At 64.0% G+C, this 19,896-nt stretch carries 17 protein-coding genes; 5 read left to right on the top strand and 12 right to left on the bottom strand.

What is annotated here, in order from left to right; genetic code table 11:
• Positions 1 to 59: 59 nt before the first annotated feature.
• The 10 genes from LOM8899_RS00585 to LOM8899_RS00540 form a co-directional block, all read right to left on the bottom strand.
• Positions 60 to 1,151, bottom strand: a complete 1,092-nt coding sequence (locus LOM8899_RS00585; protein ID WP_211096151.1) for a BMP family ABC transporter substrate-binding protein — start codon at positions 1,149 to 1,151, stop codon at positions 60 to 62.
• Positions 1,152 to 1,199: 48 nt separating this feature from the next.
• Positions 1,200 to 2,129, bottom strand: a complete 930-nt coding sequence (locus LOM8899_RS00580) for an ABC transporter permease (RefSeq protein ID WP_093990224.1) — start codon at positions 2,127 to 2,129, stop codon at positions 1,200 to 1,202.
• A 28-nt stretch (positions 2,130 to 2,157) separates the two neighbouring features.
• Positions 2,158 to 3,240 (bottom strand): ABC transporter permease, encoded by a 1,083-nt coding sequence (locus LOM8899_RS00575; protein WP_093990223.1) that lies wholly within the window; start codon positions 3,238 to 3,240, stop codon positions 2,158 to 2,160.
• A 42-nt stretch (positions 3,241 to 3,282) separates the two neighbouring features.
• A complete protein-coding gene (locus tag LOM8899_RS00570; RefSeq protein WP_093990222.1) occupies positions 3,283 to 4,806 on the bottom strand; it encodes an ABC transporter ATP-binding protein in 1,524 nt (507 codons plus the stop codon).
• Entirely contained in the window at positions 4,803 to 5,546 is a 744-nt protein-coding gene (gene xdhC / locus LOM8899_RS00565) for a xanthine dehydrogenase accessory protein XdhC (protein ID WP_093990221.1), read from the bottom strand. Before xdhC ends, LOM8899_RS00570 begins: the two co-directional genes overlap by 4 nt.
• A complete protein-coding gene (xdhB, locus tag LOM8899_RS00560; protein WP_093990220.1) occupies positions 5,543 to 7,981 on the bottom strand; it encodes a xanthine dehydrogenase molybdopterin binding subunit in 2,439 nt (812 codons plus the stop codon). The genes xdhC and xdhB overlap by 4 nt, the downstream gene beginning before the upstream one ends.
• Entirely contained in the window at positions 7,978 to 9,378 is a 1,401-nt protein-coding gene (gene xdhA, locus LOM8899_RS00555; RefSeq protein WP_093990219.1) for a xanthine dehydrogenase small subunit, read from the bottom strand. The genes xdhB and xdhA overlap by 4 nt, the downstream gene beginning before the upstream one ends.
• A 129-nt stretch (positions 9,379 to 9,507) precedes the next feature.
• The gene (locus LOM8899_RS00550) at positions 9,508 to 9,987 is read right to left on the bottom strand and encodes an SRPBCC family protein (protein ID WP_093990218.1); all 480 of its coding nucleotides are present in this window, start codon (positions 9,985 to 9,987) and stop codon (positions 9,508 to 9,510) included.
• A complete protein-coding gene (locus LOM8899_RS00545) occupies positions 9,984 to 10,463 on the bottom strand; it encodes an SRPBCC domain-containing protein (RefSeq protein WP_093990217.1) in 480 nt (159 codons plus the stop codon). Before LOM8899_RS00545 ends, LOM8899_RS00550 begins: the two co-directional genes overlap by 4 nt.
• The gene (locus LOM8899_RS00540) at positions 10,453 to 10,800 is read right to left on the bottom strand and encodes an ArsR/SmtB family transcription factor (RefSeq protein ID WP_093990216.1); all 348 of its coding nucleotides are present in this window, start codon (positions 10,798 to 10,800) and stop codon (positions 10,453 to 10,455) included. The genes LOM8899_RS00545 and LOM8899_RS00540 overlap by 11 nt, the downstream gene beginning before the upstream one ends.
• Positions 10,801 to 10,922: 122 nt before the next feature.
• On the opposite strand from LOM8899_RS00540, the gene dnaE reads away from it, so the two are divergent.
• The gene (dnaE, locus tag LOM8899_RS00535) at positions 10,923 to 14,414 is read left to right on the top strand and encodes a DNA polymerase III subunit alpha (RefSeq protein WP_093990215.1); all 3,492 of its coding nucleotides are present in this window, start codon (positions 10,923 to 10,925) and stop codon (positions 14,412 to 14,414) included.
• 75 nt (positions 14,415 to 14,489) lie between these two features.
• Entirely contained in the window at positions 14,490 to 15,410 is a 921-nt protein-coding gene (locus LOM8899_RS00530) for a hypothetical protein (RefSeq protein ID WP_093990214.1), read from the top strand.
• A gap of 166 nt (positions 15,411 to 15,576) precedes the next feature.
• On the opposite strand, the gene LOM8899_RS00525 is transcribed toward LOM8899_RS00530, so the two are convergent.
• The gene (locus LOM8899_RS00525) at positions 15,577 to 15,780 is read right to left on the bottom strand and encodes a SlyX family protein (protein ID WP_093991337.1); all 204 of its coding nucleotides are present in this window, start codon (positions 15,778 to 15,780) and stop codon (positions 15,577 to 15,579) included.
• Between the two features lie 128 nt (positions 15,781 to 15,908).
• Between LOM8899_RS00525 and hisS the strand changes: the two genes are divergently transcribed.
• The 3 genes from hisS to hisG all read left to right on the top strand — a co-directional run bounded on the left by hisS (position 15,909) and on the right by hisG (position 19,337).
• On the top strand, positions 15,909 to 17,393 hold the full coding sequence (gene hisS, locus LOM8899_RS00520; RefSeq protein WP_093990213.1) for a histidine--tRNA ligase: 1,485 nt from the start codon (positions 15,909 to 15,911) through the stop codon (positions 17,391 to 17,393).
• 178 nt (positions 17,394 to 17,571) lie between these two features.
• Entirely contained in the window at positions 17,572 to 18,651 is a 1,080-nt protein-coding gene (locus tag LOM8899_RS00510) for an ATP phosphoribosyltransferase regulatory subunit (protein WP_093990211.1), read from the top strand.
• Entirely contained in the window at positions 18,648 to 19,337 is a 690-nt protein-coding gene (gene hisG, locus LOM8899_RS00505) for an ATP phosphoribosyltransferase (protein WP_093990210.1), read from the top strand. Before LOM8899_RS00510 ends, hisG begins: the two co-directional genes overlap by 4 nt.
• Before the next feature lie 18 nt (positions 19,338 to 19,355).
• Here the strand turns inward: hisG and LOM8899_RS00500 are convergent, their stop codons facing one another.
• Positions 19,356 to 19,778 carry a DUF1489 family protein gene (locus tag LOM8899_RS00500; RefSeq protein ID WP_245820393.1) on the bottom strand — a complete coding sequence of 141 codons (423 nt, stop codon included), beginning with the start codon at positions 19,776 to 19,778 and terminating at the stop codon, positions 19,356 to 19,358.
• Positions 19,779 to 19,896 lie beyond the last annotated feature (118 nt).

Here is a 19,896-nt window from a genome sequence, read left to right as displayed (position 1 = left end):
AAAAGCCCACCTTTCGGCGGGCTTTTCGTAGCGTCACATCGGTCAAACCGAAAAGGGGGTCAGGACGGAATGTCGCCCAGCATCCCTTCGAGGTAGAAGTCCATCTGGACCAGTTGCAGATCAGTGGCGACCTCGCCCTCGGCAAGGAACGGCGTGCCGTCCTGCTTGTTGATCGGTCCGGTAAAGGGATGGTACTCGCCGGCCGTGATGGCGGCGATCATGGCCTCGGCCTCTGCCTTCACATCGGCAGGAACGGCATCGGTGATCTCGCCGATGACGACTTCGCCTTCGGCCATGCCACCCCAGCTGTGACCACTCTCCCAAGTGCCGTCGATGACGTCCTGCACCCGCTTGATGTAATAGGGGTTCCAGTTGTCGATGATCGAGGCAATGCGCGGAGACGGCTTGAACGCGGCCATGTCGGAGGCCTGACCGAACGTGAACACGTTGCCCGCTTCCGCTGCGGCCGCCTGCGGGGCGGTCGAATCGGTGTGCTGCAGGATCACGTCGACACCCTGTTCGATCATCGCCTTGGCAGCGTCGGCCTCTTTGGCTGGGTCAAACCACGTGTAGGCCCAGATCACGACCATCTCGACATCGGGGTTGACCTTCTTGGCGTGCAGGAAGGACGAGTTGATGCCCTGAATGACTTCCGGGATCGGGAAGGAGGCGATGTAGCCGATCTTGTTGGTCTTGGTCATCTTGCCCGCGATGTGGCCGATGACGGCACGGCCTTCATAGAAGCGGGCGTCATAGGTCGACACGTTCGGATGATCGCGGCGATAGCCGGTCGCATGCTCGAACTTCACGTCCGGGAATTTGCCCGCGACGGTGTTGGTCGCGTCCATGTAACCGAACGATGTGGTAAAGATCAGATCGGCGCCGGACAGAACCATCTGAGTGATGGCACGCTCGGCATCCGCCGACTCCGGTACGTTTTCCTGATAGATCGTCTCGACGGCATCGCCGAAATGCTCTTCGACGGCCAGACGGCCCTGATCGTGCTGATATGTCCAGCCGCCATCGCCCACTGGCCCGATATAGATAAAGCCGACCTTGAGCGGCTCATGGCCTTCGGCCCGAACGGGCATTCCCATAGCGGCAGCCACAGCAGCAGAGGCACCGGTGGCAAGCAGAGTTCTTCTTTTCACTTAACGTTCTCCCGTTGAAGGGGGCCGAGACCCCCGAAGTTGCGTCCCTTAGCGGGCTGCATGAAATGATTGGCCCAATGACCCCGGCGCAGCGGAACCGCGCCCCTTCCGAGCGGACAAGGCCACGAGCGCCACGATGGTGACAATATACGGAGACATGGACAAGACCTCGACAGGAATCTGCACCCGGGCTGCCTGCAGGTTAAGCTGCAAAACGGTGATGCCGCCGAAAAGAAAGGCACCGACGACAAGCCGGCCCGGACGCCACGAGGCAAAGACGACGATGGCCAGCGCGATCCAACCGGCGCCGGCGGTGACGCCCTCGGTCCACTGCGGCACCCGCACGAGGCTCAGGTAGGCTCCGCCGAGGCCCGCACAGGCGCCGCCAAAGGCGATGGCCGCCATCCTCACCCTTGTGACATGATAGCCCAGCGCATGGGCCGCCTCGTGGTTCTCGCCCACCGCGCGCAGCACCAGTCCGCCGCGCGAATGGCGCAAGAACCACCAGACCGCCGCCACGATGGCGAGGCCCAGATATACGATGATGTCATGGCGAAACAGGATCGGGCCGAGCCAGGGCAAATCGCTCAGCACCGGGATATCGAGCTTTGGCACCGAAGGCGCGCGAACACCCACGTAGCCTTGGCCCAGCAGAGACGCCAGGCCGATCCCGAACAGGGTCAGGGCGAGGCCGGTCGCCACCTGGTTCGACAGCAGATATTGGGTCAGCACCCCAAACAAGAGCGACAGCGCCGCCCCGCCCAGCGCCGCGCCCACAAAACCGAGCATCGGCGATCCGGTCGCCACGGCCGTGATGAAGCCGCAGATCGCTCCGGTGATCATCATCCCCTCGACGCCGAGGTTCAGAACTCCCGCCCGCTCGACGACCAATTCGCCGATCGCGGCCAGCAGGATCGGGGTGGCGGCAACCATCAGAGCAGCCAACAGCAAGACGGGTGAAATCGCGCTCAGGTCCATGTCGAGCCTCGCAGACTATCGGTCATCATCATGCCACCTCCCGGCCCGACCAGCGCAGGCTATAATTCGTCAACACATCCACAGCTAGCAGGAAGAACAACAACATGCCCTGAAACAACTGGATCGCAGCCACCGGCAGGCCCAAGGTCAGCTGGGCCACCTCGCCGCCGATATAGGTCAGCGCCATCAACAATCCGGCCAGCAGAATGCCCACTGGATGAAGGCGGCCCAAGAACGCCACGATGATCGCGGTAAAGCCATAGCCGACATTGAAATCAATCGAGATGCGGCCCGCAGGACCGGCCACCTCAAACATGCCGGCCAATCCGGCCAACGCGCCTGCAATGCCCATGCAGATCAGAACCAGCCGCCCCGGGTTCACCCCGGAAAACGCCGCCGCCCTCGGGGCTTGCCCGGCCAGACGTATCTGAAACCCAAGGATATGGCGCGACAGCAGGATATACCCGAAAATCACCGCGATCAGCGCAGCGACGACGCCCCAGTGCATGCCGGTTCCGGGGATCAGGTCCAGATTGGCCGCAGAGGGATATTGCGACAGGTTGCGCGATCCCGGAAAACCCATGCCGTCTGGATTGCGCAGCGGGCCAAGCGCGGCATAGGCCAGAATGTTCTCCGCGACATAAACCAGCATCAGCGACACGAGGATCTCGTTGGTGCCGAACTTCACGCGCAACACCGCAGGGATCATCGCCCACAAAGTGCCGCCCACAGCGCCGGCAATCACCATGGCCGGAAAAATCAGAACGCTCTCGGCGGGATAGGCCGCAAGACCGACAGAGGCGGCAAAGACGGCACCGATGATATACTGCCCCTCCGCCCCGATATTCCAGATGCCCGCGCGAAAGCCCATCGCGAGCCCCGTGGCGATCAGGATCAACGGCCCGGCTTTGACCAACAACTGCGGACGGGAATAGCTGGAAAACTCGCCGAACAGCGGATCGTAAAAGATCGTCCGAATGGCCAGCACCGGATCCTTGCCCAGCAGAGCAAACATCAAACCGCCAAAGATCATAGTGGCGACAACGGCCAGCACCGGGGTGGCCCAAGTCCACACCTTGCTCGGTTGTGGTCGCTTTTCCAGACGGATCATGGCGCGGCCTCCGGCTTCATCTTGGTCAGAAAACTCACGGCGTTACGCATCCACATGGGCCACCTCCATATCATGCGCACCGCCCAGCATCAGGCCGATCTCTTCCACCGTCAGCCCTTGCGCGGGGCGAGGCGGCGACAGGCGGCCGCCGTTCAGCGCGGCAAACCGGTCCGAGATCTCCATCAACTCGTCGAGATCCTGACTGACGACGATGACCGCAGCACCGGCTTCGGCCAGATCCAAGAGGGCCTGCCGGATGAATGCCGCCGCCGAGGCGTCCACACCCCATGTTGGTTGATTGACCACAAGCACCTCAGGGCGCTGCATGATCTCGCGGCCGATGACGAACTTCTGCAAATTGCCGCCCGACAGCGACCGGGCGGTGCTGCCGGGGCCGGGGGTGCGCACGTCAAACTTGGCAATGACGCTCTCGGCAAAGGTGCGGGCCTTGGCCCAGCGTAGAAATCCGCGGTCACTGAGATCTTCGCGGACCACTCCGGTCAGGACCGCATTCTCGGTCAGGCTCATATCGGGGGCAGCAGCATGACCCATCCGTTCTTCGGGTGCGGCCAGCAGGCCCCGCGACCGACGGGCATTCGGGGGGAGGTGTCCGATGGGCTGGCCCTTCAGCCGAACCATCTCCGAGCCGACCCTCATCTCGCCCGACAGCGCCAGCAGCAATTCGTCCTGCCCGTTGCCGGCAACGCCGCCAATGCCCAGAACCTCGCCTTTGCGGACCTCGACGGTGATGTCACACAACGCCGTGCCAAATTGGCGAGGGGGCGGCGCTGTCAAGCCCGTCAGCGCCAGCACAACCTCTCCGGCAACCGCAGCCTCTCGGCTTGGCACTTGCAAAACCGTGCCCACCATCATTTCGGCCATATCGCGGGCCGAGGTTTCGCGGGGGTCACAGGTGCCCACCACCTTGCCCAGCCGCAGGATCGTGGCGTGCTGGCACAGAGCACGGATCTCTTCGAGCTTGTGACTGATGTAGAGGATCGCCGTGCCTTCGGCCTGCAATTTGCGCAGGGTCGCAAACAGGATGTCGACTTCCTGCGGGGTCAGCACACTGGTCGGCTCATCCATGATCAACAGCTTGGGGTCTTGCAGCAGGCACCGGATGATCTCGACCCTCTGGCGCTCACCTGCGGACAGATCGCCCACCACTCGCGACGGGTCCAGCGGCAGGCCATAGCGCTCTGACACGTCGCGGATACGCGCGGCAAGATCGCGCATTGGGGGAGGGTTCTCCATGCCCAGCGCGATGTTCTCGGCCACGTCCAGCGCGTCGAACAGCGAGAAATGCTGAAACACCATCGCCACCCCGGCCGCGCGGGCGGCGCGCGGCTCGGACGGGGCAAAGGCGGCGCCGCGCAAGGTCATCTGGCCCGCGTCCGGCCGGACCAGACCGTAGATCGTCTTGACCAGCGTCGACTTGCCCGCGCCGTTCTCGCCCAACAGGGCATGAACCTCGCCGGGGCGGATATCAAAGCTGACGTCGCTGTTGGCGACGACACCGGGATAGGCCTTTGTCAGACCGCTGAGGCTCAGCAATACGTCAGTCATCCGGTCGCTTCCCTTTTGGCCCGAAGTCCCCCGCCCAGTAACGCCGCCGCAACGCTGACAGCAATGGCTTGAGGATGTTTACCCAAGGCGGGATCGCCGATCGGGCAGGCAATGCGCGAAATTTGGTCAATTGAATGGCCCATTGCGGCCAAACGGCTCCGGAACCGGGCCCACTTGGTGGCAGACCCGATCAGGCCCGCGCTGGCAAACCCGTGGCTCAGAAGGGCATGGCAGAGCGCCAGATCAATCGCGTGAGAATAGGTCAGGATCAGGTGATCCGCATCCCTAGGGGCGTGAGGCACCATCCTCGCCGGGTCTGCGGCGATCAACGGCGTCACGCCGTCCGGTAGCTCAGGCATTCGGTCCGGGCTGGTCTCGACGACGGTCACCGACCATTGCGGCAGCGGGGCCATCACCCCCGCGATGGCCCGGCCCACGTGGCCCGCACCCCATATCCACAAGGGGGCGGCTTCCGGCGCGACGAGCGCCTCCGCCCGTTCCCACAGCAGGGTCACCGACCCGCCGCAGCACTGGCCGAGATCGGGCCCGAGCGGCACCGTGCGCTCCATCCGGTCGCGGCCGTCGGTCATCATGGCGCGTGCGTCCTGCATGGCCTGCCATTCCAGCGCACCGCCGCCGATGGTGCCCTCGGTGCAATCGGGCCAGACCATCATCTGCGTGCCCGCCTCTCGGGGCACCGACCCGGCGGTGCGGGCCACAGAGATGCGGATGCCGCTCACCCGCGGGCCCGGTTGACGGCCGCGAGGATGTTCTCGGCCGTCGCCGGGGCCACCAGATCGGGATAGTGCGGGCCACAGGCCGAGGCCGCGTGGCTCAACGCCAGAAACGCCGAAATGCCAAGCATGAACGGCGGCTCGCCAACCGCCTTTGAGCGATAGACCGTCTCGGCGCGGTTCGGGGCATCCCAGAGCGCGACGTTGAACACGTCCGGGCGGTCGCTGCAGGCCGGGATCTTGTAGGTCGAAGGGGCATGGGTGCGCAGACGGCCCTTGCCATCCCAGACCAGCTCTTCGGTGGTCAGCCAGCCTGCGCCCTGCACATAGCCACCCTCGATCTGGCCGATATCCAGCGCCGGGTTCAGGCTCGACCCAGCATCATGGAGCAGATCGGCCCGCAGAATGCGGTTCTCTCCGGTCAAGGTATCAATCACCACCTCGGTGACAGCCGCGCCATAGGCGAAGTAAAAGAACGGGCGACCGCGACCCGCGATGCGATCCCAGTCGAGGCCGGGGGTCTTGTAGAACCCGGTCGCCGACAGGCTCACGCGCTGGGCGTAAACGGTTGCGGCGGCCTCGGCAAAGGTCATCTCATGGCCGGGCATCCGGACCATTCCGGCCTCGAACAGCACCTGATCCGGGCGGGCTTGATAGAGACCGGCCAGACAGTCCGCCATCCGGCCGCGGATCGTGTCACAGGCGGCCTGCGCGGCCATCCCGTTCAGATCGCTGCCAGAAGAGGCCGCCGTCGCCGAGGTATTCGGCACCTTGCCGGTATCGGTCGCCGTGATGCGCACCTGGGCGGGATCAATGCCGAACCGGCTCGCCGCGACCTGCGCGACCTTCTGAAACAGGCCCTGGCCCATCTCCGTGCCACCGTGGTTCAGGTGGACCGAGCCATCCTGATACACATGCACCAGAGCGCCGGCCTGATTGAGGTGGGTCAAGGTAAAGGAGATGCCGAACTTCACAGGCGAAAAGGCGATGCCACGCTTCAGGATCGAATTGGCGGCATTCCACTCGGCCACCTTGTTCACACGGTGGGCATAGTCGGACGAGACCAGCAAGGCATCCGTCATCTCGTGGAGCAAGAAGTCGGTGACTTCCATGCCGTAGGGCGTCGTGTTCTCGGCACCCATGCGGGACTTGGGGGAATGCGCGCCACCAAAGCGACGGGCGGAACCGGCCGTCCGCTCCGGCGTGGCACCGCGACTGGTCAGATCCTGATCGCTTGGGTCAACACCATCCAGCGAAGTCGTCGACGAGGCATTTGACGCCACAGGGGCAACCGCTTCCGCCGGGCGATAGTAATTCAGGCGTCTGATCTCCACCGGATCGCGGCCAAGACTGCGGGCCAGATGGTCCATGACGCGCTCCATTCCCAGCATCCCCTGCGGGCCACCAAAGCCGCGATAGGCGGTGGCCGACTGGGTATTGGTGCGCAAACGATGCGAGGTGATGCGGACGGCGGGGATCAGGTAGGCGTTCTCGGCATGGAGCATCGCCCGGTCGGCCACCGGCAAGGACAGGTCCATCGCCCAGCCGCAGCGGGTAAACTGTGTAAAATCAACGGCCAAGAGGCGACCGTCCGCGTCGTGTCCGACCTCATAGTCTATGCGGAAATCATGACGCTTGCCGGTGATCGTCATGTCGTCGTCACGGTCATAGCGCATCTTGGCAGGGCGGCCCGTGGCATGGGCCACGACAGATGTGGCAATGGCCAGCGCGTTGCCCTGGCTCTCCTTGCCGCCAAAGCCTCCGCCCATCCGACGGATTTCGCAGCGGACAGCGTGCATCGGCAGGTTCAGCGCCTCGGCCACCTTGTGCTGGATCTCGGTTGGGTGCTGGGTCGAGCTATGAACGACGATATCGCCGTTCTCCTGGGGCAGGGCGAGGCTGGCCTGACCTTCTAGATAGAAATGCTCTTGCCCACCGATTTCGATCGAGCCGCTCAGGCGGTGCGGGGCGGTGGCCATCTCGGCCGCGACATCGCCCTTGGTCCAGACGCGCGGGCCTTCCTCGAACCGACTGTCGGCGGCCAGCGCGGCCTCGATTGTCAGGATGGCAGGGGCTGCGTCATAGCTGATCTTGGCCAGACGGGCGGCTTGGCGGGCAGCAAGGTGGCTCGTCGCGGCAACGAGAAACACCGGCTGACCGAGGTAGTGGATGCTGCCATCGCTCAGGAGCGGTTCATCATGGTTCGACGGCGAACAATCGCAGGGGCCGGGCAGGTCGCTGGCGGCATAGACCGCCACGACGCCGGGGGCGGCACGAACAGGGTCGAGATCGAGCGAGGTGATCCGCCCCGCCGCGATCTCCGACAGGCCAAAGGCCAGATGCAGGCAATTGGCCGGGGTCGGAATGTCGTCGACATAACGGGCGGCCCCGGTGACATGCAGCGGCGCGGCGTCGTGGGGCAGAGGCTTTGAAACGGTCATGGCTGCACCGCCAGAACGCTGGTGGGCTGACCCGCAAGGTCGGCAAAATACCGGGACAACAGGTTTTGCGCCGTTCTCAGTCGATAGTCGGACGAGGCCCGCATATCGGTCATCGGGGAATAGTCCTGCGCAAAGGCAGGCAGTGCGGCCGCGATCGTCTCGGCCGACCACGGCTTGCCGATCAGCGCGGCCTCAACCGCACTGGCCCGCTTCGGTGTGCCCGCCATGCCACCAAAGGCGATGCGGGCGGCCGCAACGGTATCGCCCTCGATTTCCACGTTGAAACAGCCGCAAACGGCGGAAATGTCCTGATCGAAACGCTTGGAGAGCTTGTAGCAGCGCAGATTGGGCGCGGACGTGGGGATGCGAACGGCCTCCACGAATTCACCAGTGGCGCGGTCCTGCTTGCCATATTCGATGAAGAACGCTTCCAACGGCAGCTCCCGGCGGTCATCGCCACGGCGCAGGTGAAGCGTCGCCCCCATCGCGATCAGGGCAGGCGCGTTGTCGCCAATGGGCGAGCCGTTGGCAAGGCTACCGCCAAGGGTGGCGGCATTGCGGACCTGCACGGAGCCATATCGGCGGATCAATTCGGCATAGGACGGATGAAGCGGCAACATCGCGTCATACATCTCGGTCATGGTGACCGCTGCCCCGATGCGCAGGGCCTCACCATCGCGCTCAATGGCGCGCATGTCGGCGCAGCGGTTGAGAAAGACCACTTCGCCCAGATCGCGGAATTGCTTGGTCACCCAAAGTCCGACATCGGTGGCACCGGCGATCAGCGTCGCGTCAGGGTGGGCCAGATACCATTTCGCCAGATCGTCGCTGCTCGTGGGCATGTAGGGGGCGGCTTGACCTGTCGTAGCGTCAGCTGCTGCCGGTTCGGCCCCGGCCGAAGCAATCTGACGGCCATCGGCCAGCATCCACTCGGGCACAGGCTTTTGCGAGGCGGCCTCGGCGGCACGGACGATCGGGGCATATCCGGTGCAGCGGCACAGATTGCCCGCCAACTGATCGTCGAAATCCTGACGCCTGTTCAAATGCGCCGTCGCCATCGACACCACGAACCCCGGTGTGCAGAACCCGCACTGACTGCCGTGATGGGCGACCATCGCTTCCTGCACCGGGTGCAACGTCCCCTCCGGTCCGGCAATGCCCTCCACCGTGCGGACGGCCTTGCCCGCGAGTTGCGGCAAAAACAGAATGCAGGCGTTCAGCGCCTTGGAGCCGTCGGCGTCCGTCACCATGACCGTGCAGGCACCGCAATCGCCTTCGTTACAGCCTTCCTTGGTGCCGCAAAGGCCGCGCTCTTCGCGAAGCCAATCGAGCAGAGTGGTCGTGGCGCGCCCTTCGGCACGCACCGCTTGTCCATTCAGAACAAAGTCGATTCCCATCGTATGAAACCTGCCACCATACCGAAGTCATAGGGAAATCGCGCCATCGATGCGGCGTAGATGGCGCGCCCCTGTCTCTGATCGGTGATGAAAGCGGCACATAGCCCCGATGGCAAGGGGGTATGGCGATCAAAGTGTCGCGGCGAGCTCTCCCAATTGGGTGGTGACGGTGCCCCAACCATCGTAAAAGCCCATGCCTTCGTGGCTGCGGGCTGCCTCCGCCGTGGCATGGCGAACGGTCACATGATAGGTGCAGCCCGCGCCATCCGGTTCGATCACGATGTCCGCGCTGAAGGCGAAATCCGTCGGGCCGTCGCCAAGCTTGTTTGGGGCAAAGTCAGGGCCGAGCGCATTGGTCCAGACAATCCGCTTGCCCGGTTCGGCAACGAGGATACATCCAGGCGCACCTTCCATTCTGCCGTGATCGGGAACGACCATCACGATATGGAACTTCCCACCAGGGCGGGCGTCGATTTCGGCCACCGGCACCTCGACGGGCTTTGGCGCGAACCACTGCTTGAGCAGGTCGGGCTCCGTCCAGCAGCGCCAGACATTGGCGGGAGAGGCCGCAAGGGTGCGGGTGAAACTGAGGGTCAGATCGTCGGTCATGAGTTCGCCTTTGAGGTCAGGGTTGCAATGTGATTGTTCAGGTTGTCCAAGGCACTGTCCCAGCCCTGCGACAGACCGTCCAGGAATTCCGGCCCCGCAAACGACGAGGTCGCGACGGAAATCGTCAGAGTGGTGGCCTCTCCCGCGGGGGTCAGGACATAGGTGACAAAGCTGGTGAACTGGGGGGTGCCCGCGATCTCGACCGTCTCGGTGAACACGGCGCGGCCCGGGCGATCGAGTTGATACCACCTTGTGCCGACAGAGAAATCGGGCATCTCCTCGCTTTGGCTGCCGCTGTAATGGTGCGTCTCTAGGCCGCCGACGCGCAGGTCGGCGGTCTCGACCGTCGCGGTCATGTCAGCCATCGGGGCGTTCCACAGGCAGCGCTCGGACGGATCGGTCAGCGCCTGCCAAAGCCGGTCCTGGGGCAGCGGAAAGCTGCGGTGCATTTCGAATGTCGCGGTATCAGTTGTCATGCTGCTGGCCCTTTTCGGCAGAGTTGATGGATCGAGCGAGGGCGTCCAGTCGATCCAGACGACCCTCCCAGATTTGACGTTGGCGGCGGAGCCAATCCTCGGCCTCGGCCAGAGGTTGGGCTTCGATATGAACCGTGCGAACGCGGCCGACCTTTTCGGATCGGACCAAGCCGGCCGCTTCCAACACCTTCAGGTGTCGCAGGAATGTCGGCAACGCGATGTCGTGCGGAGCATGCAGATCCGAGACCGGCAGCGGGCCTCGGGTCAATCGCTCGATCACGGCACGGCGGGTCGGGTCAGAAATAGCCGCGAAAAAGGAATCTAAATGGTTAGTCATGCGGCTAAGTATCTACGGGCCGCGATTCGAGTCAAGATACTTAGTGATGTGGCTAACTATTTCCGGCGCAGCGGCCGCATCGGGGGCTGGCGAGGCACATCACCACAAGATACGGTGGCCGCATGAGCACTGATCCCCGATTCATTCACCTGCGTGTCCACTCCGAATATTCGCTCCTCGAAGGGGCGGTGCCGGTCAAGAAGCTGCCCGGTCTGGCGGCCGGGGCAGGGATGCCCGCCGTGGCGTTGACCGATACCAACAACATGTTCGCGGCCCTCGAATTCTCGGAGACCGCGTCCAAGGCGGGGGTGCAGCCGATCATCGGCTGCCAGCTGTCGCTCACCTATCTGGCCGCCGAACCGGGCAAGCGGCCGGAGCCGCGGGCAGCCATCGTGCTGCTGGCTCAGACCGAGCAGGGCTATCTCAATCTGATGAAGCTCAACTCCTGCGCCTATCTCGACGCGGGCGGAGAACTGCCGCAAGTGAGCCTCGACGAACTGGAGAAATACAACGCGGGCCTGATCTGTCTTTCAGGCGGCCCCGACGGCCCGGTCGGGCGGCTGCTGAAATCGGGGCAAATGCCCAAGGCGCAGGCGCTGATGACCCGGCTTGCCGGGATTTATCCCGACAGGCTCTATGTCGAACTGCAGCGGCACCCCGGCGAAGAAGGCGGCGACGAACCGACCGAGCAGGGCCATGTCGAGATGGCCTATGCCATGGACCTGCCCTTGGTCGCGACGAACAACGTCCACTTCCCGAAATCCGCGCTCTACGAGGCGCATGACGCGCTTCTATGCATCGCGGACGGGGCCTATGTCGATCAGCAGGAGCCGCGGCGCAGGCTCACGCCGCAGCACTATTTCAAGACCCCACAAGAAATGGCGACCCTGTTTGCCGATCTGCCCGAGGCGCTGGAAAACACCGTCGAGATCGCCAGGCGCTGCGCCTTCAAGGTCTACAAGCGGGCGCCGATTCTGCCGAAATTTGCCGATGACGAGGTCGCCGAACTGCGGCGTCAGGCACAGGAGGGGCTCAAGGCGCGTCTGGCCATCATCCCCCATGCCACATCGGTCGAAGAATATGAGAAACGGCTCGAATTCGAGCTGGGGATCATCGAAAAGATGGGGTTCCCCGGCTATTTCCTGATCGTGGCCGACTTTATCAAATGGGCCAAGGAACATGAGATCCCCGTGGGGCCGGGGCGGGGCTCCGGGGCCGGCTCGCTCGTGGCCTACGCTCTGCTGATCACCGACCTCGATCCCCTGCGATACAGCCTGCTGTTCGAGCGGTTCCTGAACCCCGAGCGGGTCTCCATGCCCGACTTCGATATCGACTTCTGCATGGACCGGCGAGAAGAGGTCATCCGCTACGTCCAAGAGAAATACGGGCGCGACAAAGTGGGGCAGATCATCACCTTCGGCGCGCTGCTGTCGAAGGCGGCCGTGCGCGACGTGGGCCGGGTTCTGCAAATGCCTTATGGGCAGGTCGACCGACTGTCCAAGATGATCCCCGTCGAGGGGGTCAAACCGGTCAGCATCGAAAAGGCGCTGGCCGACGAGCCGCGGCTGCGCGAAGAAGCCAAGAACGAAGAGGTCGTCAACCGGCTGCTCACTTACGCCCAGCAGGTCGAGGGATTGCTCCGCAACGCCTCCACCCACGCCGCCGGCGTGGTGATCGGTGATCGGCCGCTGGACGAGCTTGTGCCGCTCTACCAAGACCCGCGCTCCGACATGCCCGCCACCCAGTTCAACATGAAATGGGTCGAGCAGGCCGGCTTGGTGAAGTTCGACTTTCTGGGTCTGAAGACGCTCACCGTGATCCAGAATGCGGTCGACCTGATCCGGGCCTCCGGGCGGACGCTGAACACCCGGATCGACGGGACCGAGCTCTACACCCCGCCCGAGGGGTTCGAGTATGACATCGGCGCGATCCCGCTCGACGACGAAGCCTCCTACAAGCTCTACGCCTCCGCCAAGACCGTGGCCGTGTTTCAGGTGGAAAGCTCCGGCATGATGGACGCGCTCAAGCGGATGAAGCCGACCTGTATCGAGGATATCGTCGCCCTTGTGGCGCTCTACCGGCCCGGCCCGATGGAGAACATCCCGACTTATTGCGAGGTCAAGAACGGTCTGAAACCCCTTGAATCCATTCACCCTTCCATCGACTACATTCTGGAAGAGACGCAAGGGATCATCGTCTATCAGGAACAGGTGATGCAGATCGCGCAGGTCATGGCGGGCTACTCTCTCGGCGGCGCCGACCTGCTGCGCCGGGCCATGGGTAAGAAGATCGCCGAAGAGATGGCGAAAGAACGACCCAAGTTCGAAAAAGGCGCGATGGAGAACGGCGTCGACAAGAAGAAAGCCGCAGAAGTCTTTGATCTTCTTGAGAAATTCGCGAACTACGGCTTCAACAAATCGCACGCCGCAGCCTATGCGGTGGTCAGCTACCAGACCGCTTGGCTCAAGGCCAATCACCCGGTTGAATTCATGGCTGGCGTGATGAACTGTGATATCCACCTCACTGATAAACTTGGGATTTACTTCCAGGAGGTGCGCAAGGGTCTGGGCCTCGGTTGGACGCCACCCTGTGTCAACCGGTCCGAGGCGACCTTCACGGTGCACGAAGGCAAGCTGGTCTACGCGCTGGGCGCATTGAAGAACGTCGGCGTCGAGGCGATGCGGCTGATCACCTCCGGGCGCGGCGACAAACCCTTCGCCACGCTGTTCGACCTCGCCCGCCGAGTCGATCTCAAACGGGTCGGGAAACGGCCGCTCGAAATGCTGGCCCGGGCCGGCGGCTTCGACGTGCTCGACAGCAACCGGCGACGGGTCTTCGACAGTCTCGACGCGCTGGTCGGCTACTCGGCCGCGATCCACGAACAGAAGGCGTCCAATCAGGTGAGCCTCTTCGGTGAGGCGGGCGACGATCTGCCGGAACCACGGCTGACCAACCTGCCTGACTGGCAAGCGGCTGAACGGCTGGCAGAAGAGTTCAAGGCCGTCGGCTTTTATCTCTCCGGCCACCCGCTCGACGACTACATGATTCCCCTCAAGCGCAAGGACGTGCTCACGCTCGACGAGGTCACCGCAAAGGCCGAACGCGGGCCCTGCATCGCCAAGATGGCGGGCACCGTCGCCGGGCGGCAAGAGCGGAAATCCGCTCGCGGCAACCGGTTCGCCTTCGTGCAGCTATCGGACCCCACCGGGCAATACGAAGTGACCATGTTCTCCGACACGCTGGAGCTCGCGCGCGAGCATCTCGACACCGGGTCACAGGTGGTGCTCACGGTCGAAGCAACGATGGAATCCGATCAGCTCAAACTGCTCGGGCGGTCGGTCGTTCCGATCGACGGTGTGGTGGCCGATGCAGGCAGCATTGGCCTGAGAATCTTCGTCGATGCGGAGGGGGCGGTCGCCCATGTAGCCAGCGTGCTCGAGGGGGCCAAGCGCGACAAGGTGCGCGGCGGCGCCGGTCCGATCTACATCAACCTGATGAGCGCAGGACTGCCCGGCGAGGTCGAGATCGACTGTGGCGCGGAATTCCCTGTGAACCCCCAGATCAAGGGGGCGATCCGCTCGCTCGACGGGGTGATCGAGGTCGAGGAGGTCTGACCCGACCCGGCGGCAACATGGACGCGGTCACTACATTCCGGTAAACACGCCGTAAATCGGGACGAAGGATCCTACATGCTGCTCAATCCGCGCACATTTCTGATGCTGTCCCTGCCATTGGCAATCGCCGCCTGCGGGGATCCGCTCCGCGACGTGGACCGGCTCTCGGAAGTGGACATCGCGCAGGACGCCGCCGCCGCCACGGTCGCGCCGCTGCCTTCCGAGCAGGCCGATGCGCCCGGCTTTCTCTCCCGCCTTCTGGGCGGGTCGCTCACCGATCAGGAGCCGACGACGGCCATCGTCGTCTCCCCGGATGGAACCGCGGTGGAGGCCGAGGTCGTGCCCGTCGGCTCCGTCGATGTGGTGCCTCCCATCGGCACCGATATGATTCCCGGCGATGAAGAGATGGCCGCAGCCTCCGCCCCGGTGGAGCCCGCCGAGCGGCGGCAGGGCATATTCGGTTTGCTCAATCAACTGGGGACCAGCCCGCAAGGCGCAGGCCCGGCGAGCACCGGGCCGGATGCGCAGATTATCGAGCCGGGAACAACCCTCGCCTACGGACAGATCGCCACGGTCTGCGGCCTCCGGACGCGCGATCTGGGGCGAGTCGTCGGATCGGAATCGGGCTACACCGTCTATGACACGAACCCCGCCAGCACCGGGCAGCGCACGCATTACGTGACGGGCTTTGACGATGGCTGCGCCCGGCAATTCCGGGCGGCACTCGTGCTGTTTGGCGATGTCGGCACGCATGAGGTCATCCGCTACAGCGACGGCACCCGCGATCTGCCCTATTCGGATACCGACAACGCCTATGAAGAGATCAAGGCACGGGTGTGCCGGGTCTCGTCCGGGCAGCCCTGCGGCTCTGCGCTCGACCGTCTCGCAAGGCGGACCACGTTCCTGACCGTCTACGCCAATTTCGGACTGAACCCGGAATGGGCCGATATCCTGCTCTCCGACGGAGACGTCGTCGCCATGGATTTCAAGGGGTGAAACGCGTCCCGGAAAAGGTCCAGTGGACCTTTTCAGCGTTTCACGGGCGAAGCCCCGGCTAGACGCGTCCCGGAAAACGTCCAGTGGACACCGTTGAATTTCCTTTCGGAAAATCGACGACTTTCAGCGTTTCACGGGCGGAGCCCCGTCTAAACGCCCTCGCCGCCTACCAGTGCGGTGGCCGTTGGTCCGCCAAGGGCACCGTTCCGCTAGCGTCGGTCTCGCGTTCGGCCTCACGCTGCATCAGCATTTCGACACGACGTGTCAGAACGGCAATCTCGCGATCTTGGCGGGCGACGACATCTGACAACTCATCCACGGTGCGGATCAGATGGGCCAGGCGTTCTTCGTATATGGTCGGATCAGTCATAGGCGCACAAAAGCCGAACCGGACAAGGATGCAAGCGGTTTCGATCATGCGTGCGGCAAACGCAAAGCCGCGTTGCCCTCCCACGCCCATCGCGCTAAACGCGGGCACAGAGTGACAGAGGCAGAGCCATGGCCAAAGACAAACCCCGCCGCCCCAAGGCCGAAACGCCCAAAGGCTTCCGTGATTACTTCGGCGCAGAGGTGACCGAACGGTCCGCCATGCTGGCCAAGATCGCCGAGGTCTATCATCGCTATGGGTTCGACGCACTCGAGACGAGCGGCGTCGAGACGGTCGAGGCTCTGGGCAAGTTCCTGCCCGACGTGGACCGGCCCAACGAAGGGGTCTTCGCGTGGGAAGAGGACAAGGACTGGCTTGCGCTCCGCTATGACCTGACGGCCCCGCTCGCACGTGTCTACGCGCAACACCGCAACGACCTGCCGACGCCCTACCGCCGCTATGCGATGGGGCCTGTTTGGCGCAACGAAAAGCCCGGTCCCGGTCGGTTCCGCCAATTTTATCAATGCGATGCCGATACCGTCGGCGCACCCTCCGTCGCCGCCGACGCCGAGATCTGCGCCATGCTGTCGGACGTGTTCGAAAGCCTCGGCCTCGGCGGCGACTACGTCGTCAAGGTCAACAACCGCAAGGTGCTCAACGGCGTGATGGAGGTCGCAGGCGTGCTCGACCCCTCCGATCCGGACAAGTTCGCCCACGAACGGGGCATCGTCCTGCGGGCCATCGACAAGCTCGACCGTCTGGGCCTCGACGGCGTGCGGCAGCTCTTGGGAGAGGGGCGCAAAGACGAAAGCGGCGATTTCACCAAGGGGGCAGGACTTGGGGCCGAGCAGGCCGAAGTCGTCATGGGCTTCATGCAGGCGCGGCAAAGCACTGGGCAGGCCACGCTACAGCGGCTCACCGAACTCGTCTCCGGCTCGGAAACCGGCAAGGCTGGCGTTTCCGAATTGGAAACAATCGCGACGCTGCTCGACGCCCAAGGCTACGGTCCTGACCGGATCGAGATTGACCCGGCGGTCGTCCGCGGCCTCGGCTACTACACCGGCCCCGTGTTCGAGGCAGAACTCACCTTCCAGATCGAGGACGAAAAGGGCCGCCCCCGTAACTTCGGCTCCGTCGCAGGCGGCGGACGCTATGACGATCTGGTCAAGCGCTTCACCGGGCAGGAAGTCCCCGCCACGGGCATCTCCATCGGTGTTGACCGGCTGCTCGCCGCTCTCCATGCCAAGGGCCGCTTGGGGCAAACCGCCCAAGGCCCCGTCGTGGTGACGGTGATGGACCGCGACCGCATGGCGGACTACCAGACGATGGTGTCGGAACTGCGCAACGCGGGCATCCGGGCCGAGGTCTATCTGGGCAACCCGAAGAACTTCGGAAACCAGATGAAATACGCCGACAAACGCGGCTCTCCCATCGCCATCATCGAAGGCGGCGACGAGAAAGAGCGCGGGGTCGTCCAGATCAAGGACCTGATCCTCGGTGCCAAGATCGCCGAAAGCGCGACCGTCGAAGAATGGAAAGACAGACCCAGCCAATATGAGGTCTCTAGGGGTGATTTGGTTGCAAAAGTGCAAGAGATCCTTAGCAGCCAATCATGAAACGCCTCCTGTCTCTCCTCGGTAACTCGGCCACATACATTGCCGGATACGCCCTCGGCTCGGCGGGATTGCTCTGGGGCGTCGCGGTCGGATGGATCGGGCAAAGCTGGTGGGGCCTCTTGGGCGCCCCTCTTTTCTTAGCGGGCGTTGGCCCGTGTCTCTGGTCCGAGGACCAACCATGACGGTCAAACCAACCCTCGAAACCAACAGGCTTCTGACGCTGTTCCAAGAACACGGTGCGCAGGTCGTGCACGCTGATATCCTGCAACCGGCCGAAACCTTGCTCGATCTTTACGGCGAAGACATCCGGGCGCGCGCCTATGTCACCTCCGATCCGCTTCGGGGCGAGATGATGCTGCGGCCCGATTTCACGGTGCCTGTCGTGCAGATGCACATGGACAGCGGCGCCGATCCGGCGCGCTATACCTACGCGGGCGAGGTGTTCCGGCGGCAAGAGCACGATCCGTCGCGGCCGATCGAGTATAGCCAAGTGGGCTACGAACTCTTCGGGGGGCACGATCCCGCAGAGGCGGATGCTGAGGTGTTCACGCTTATCTCCGAGGCGCTCGAAGGCACCCCGCTGCGGGCGGCGACCGGCGATATCGGCATCCTGATGGCGGCGGTGAGGGGGCTGCGCACCACCGACGACCGCAAATCGGCGCTGTTGAGGCACATCTGGCGCCCGCGCCGCTTCAGGGCATTGCTCGACCGGTTCGGCGGCAAGACGCCGGTCCCGGCGACCCGTGCCGCGCTTCTGGCGATGGACGACCCGATGGCAAAGGCCGTGGGTGAGGCGGGGTTGCGAAGCCGGGCCGAGGTTTCTGTCCGGATAGACGCGCTGCGGGCCGATGCCAAGGCGCCGCCGGTCTCGGCCGAGGAGCTCGACCTGCTCGACACCATTCTCGGCCTGCGTGAAACCGCACCGATGGTGCTCAGCATCCTGCGGGACATCGCCCTTGATCTGCCCGCCATCGACTCCGCCGTGTCGCAAATGGCGCGTCGGCTCGATGCGCTTTCGAGGCACGGTGTCGACGTCGACAGCCTCGAGTTCGAAGGCAGTTTCGGGCGCACGTCGCTCGAATATTACGACGGGTTCGTCTTCGGGCTCTATGCCGCCGACCGACCCGACCTGCCGCCAGTCGCAACCGGCGGGCGCTATGACGCGCTCACCGCCGTGCTCGGGCGCGGGCGGTCGGTGCCGGCGGTCGGCGGAGTGATCCGGCCCGGCCTCTTGGCCGAGATCAGGGGGCAGGCATGACGATCAAGCTCGGTGTGCCGTCCAAAGGGCGGCTGATGGAGAAAACCTTCGATTGGTTCGCCGCGCGCGGCCTGACGCTTCGCAAATCCGGGCAAGACCGGGAATACTCCGGGGTGGTCGAGGGGATCGACGGTGTCGAACTCGTCCTGCTCTCGGCCGGTGAGATCCCGCGGGAACTTGCGGCGGGCCGGCTGCACCTCGGGGTGACCGGCTCTGACCTCGTCCGCGAAAAGGTCGCCATCTGGGAACAACGTCTGGGCGAAGTGGCGCTCATGGGGTTCGGCGGGGCCGACCTCATTATCGCCGTGCCGCAATTCTGGGTCGACGTCGACACGCTCGACGATCTGGACGCCGCCGCCGCCGCCTTCCGGTCGCGGCATGGTTTCCGGCTGCGGATCGCCACGAAATACCACCGGCTCGTGCGGGATTTTCTGCGCGACAACGGGGTGGCTGATTATCAACTGGTCGACAGCCAAGGCGCCACCGAAGGCAGCGTCAAGAACGAGACCGCCGAGGCCATCGCAGACATCACCTCGACCGGAGAGACCCTGCGGGCCAACGGCCTCAAGATCCTCTCCGACGGCTTGATTCACGCCAGTCAGGCGACGCTGTTCAAGAGCCGGATGGCCGAGTGGTCCGACGACGACAGGGCGGTCATGGCGCGGCTCGAGGCGATGATCGACTAGCCCTCGGGCAAGTCTTTCTCAGAGCACCCCGATCTCGGCCAGTGCCGACGAAAGCTCCGGCGGCAATGTGTCTTCTCCGGCCTTGGCTTCGGTCAAATCGGGGGGCGCATCGGCGGGCTGCAAGTATCGCCAGCCCTGAAACGGGCGGCGCTGGGTCGCGGCAACGCGCACGATCTCGGGTTCCAGCACCATCGCGCATCGCAGAACACCGTCCGCTCCGCGATATTCGTCGAACCGGACAATCCGCTGGCGGCACTGGACGAGGCCTTTGATGACCCAATAGATCGAGCCGCCGTCGAGTATCTCAGGCTCCCGGCGAGGCCACATGCGGGTGACATGGCGGGGCAATCCGTCATCGGTCAGGGCACGGCGACTGGCCTGCCAGGCGACCAGATCCTCGACGGCCTCGGTGCCGACCGACAGTTTTTGAATGTGCAGCATATGGCCTCCGCCAGATTCTTTTGTCGCCAATAGCATATCTTGTTGCCCGGCAGCATCAACCTACGAAATGTAGTGTGGTGGCCCTCGTTTTTGCTTGTTTGCCGGGCCAGCCGTTGCT

The organism is Flavimaricola marinus (genome assembly GCF_900184895.1).
GTDB lineage: Bacteria > Pseudomonadota > Alphaproteobacteria > Rhodobacterales > Rhodobacteraceae > Flavimaricola > Flavimaricola marinus.
Note: the sequence above shows the minus strand (reverse complement) of the source record. Positions and strands in the feature narration are given on the sequence as shown.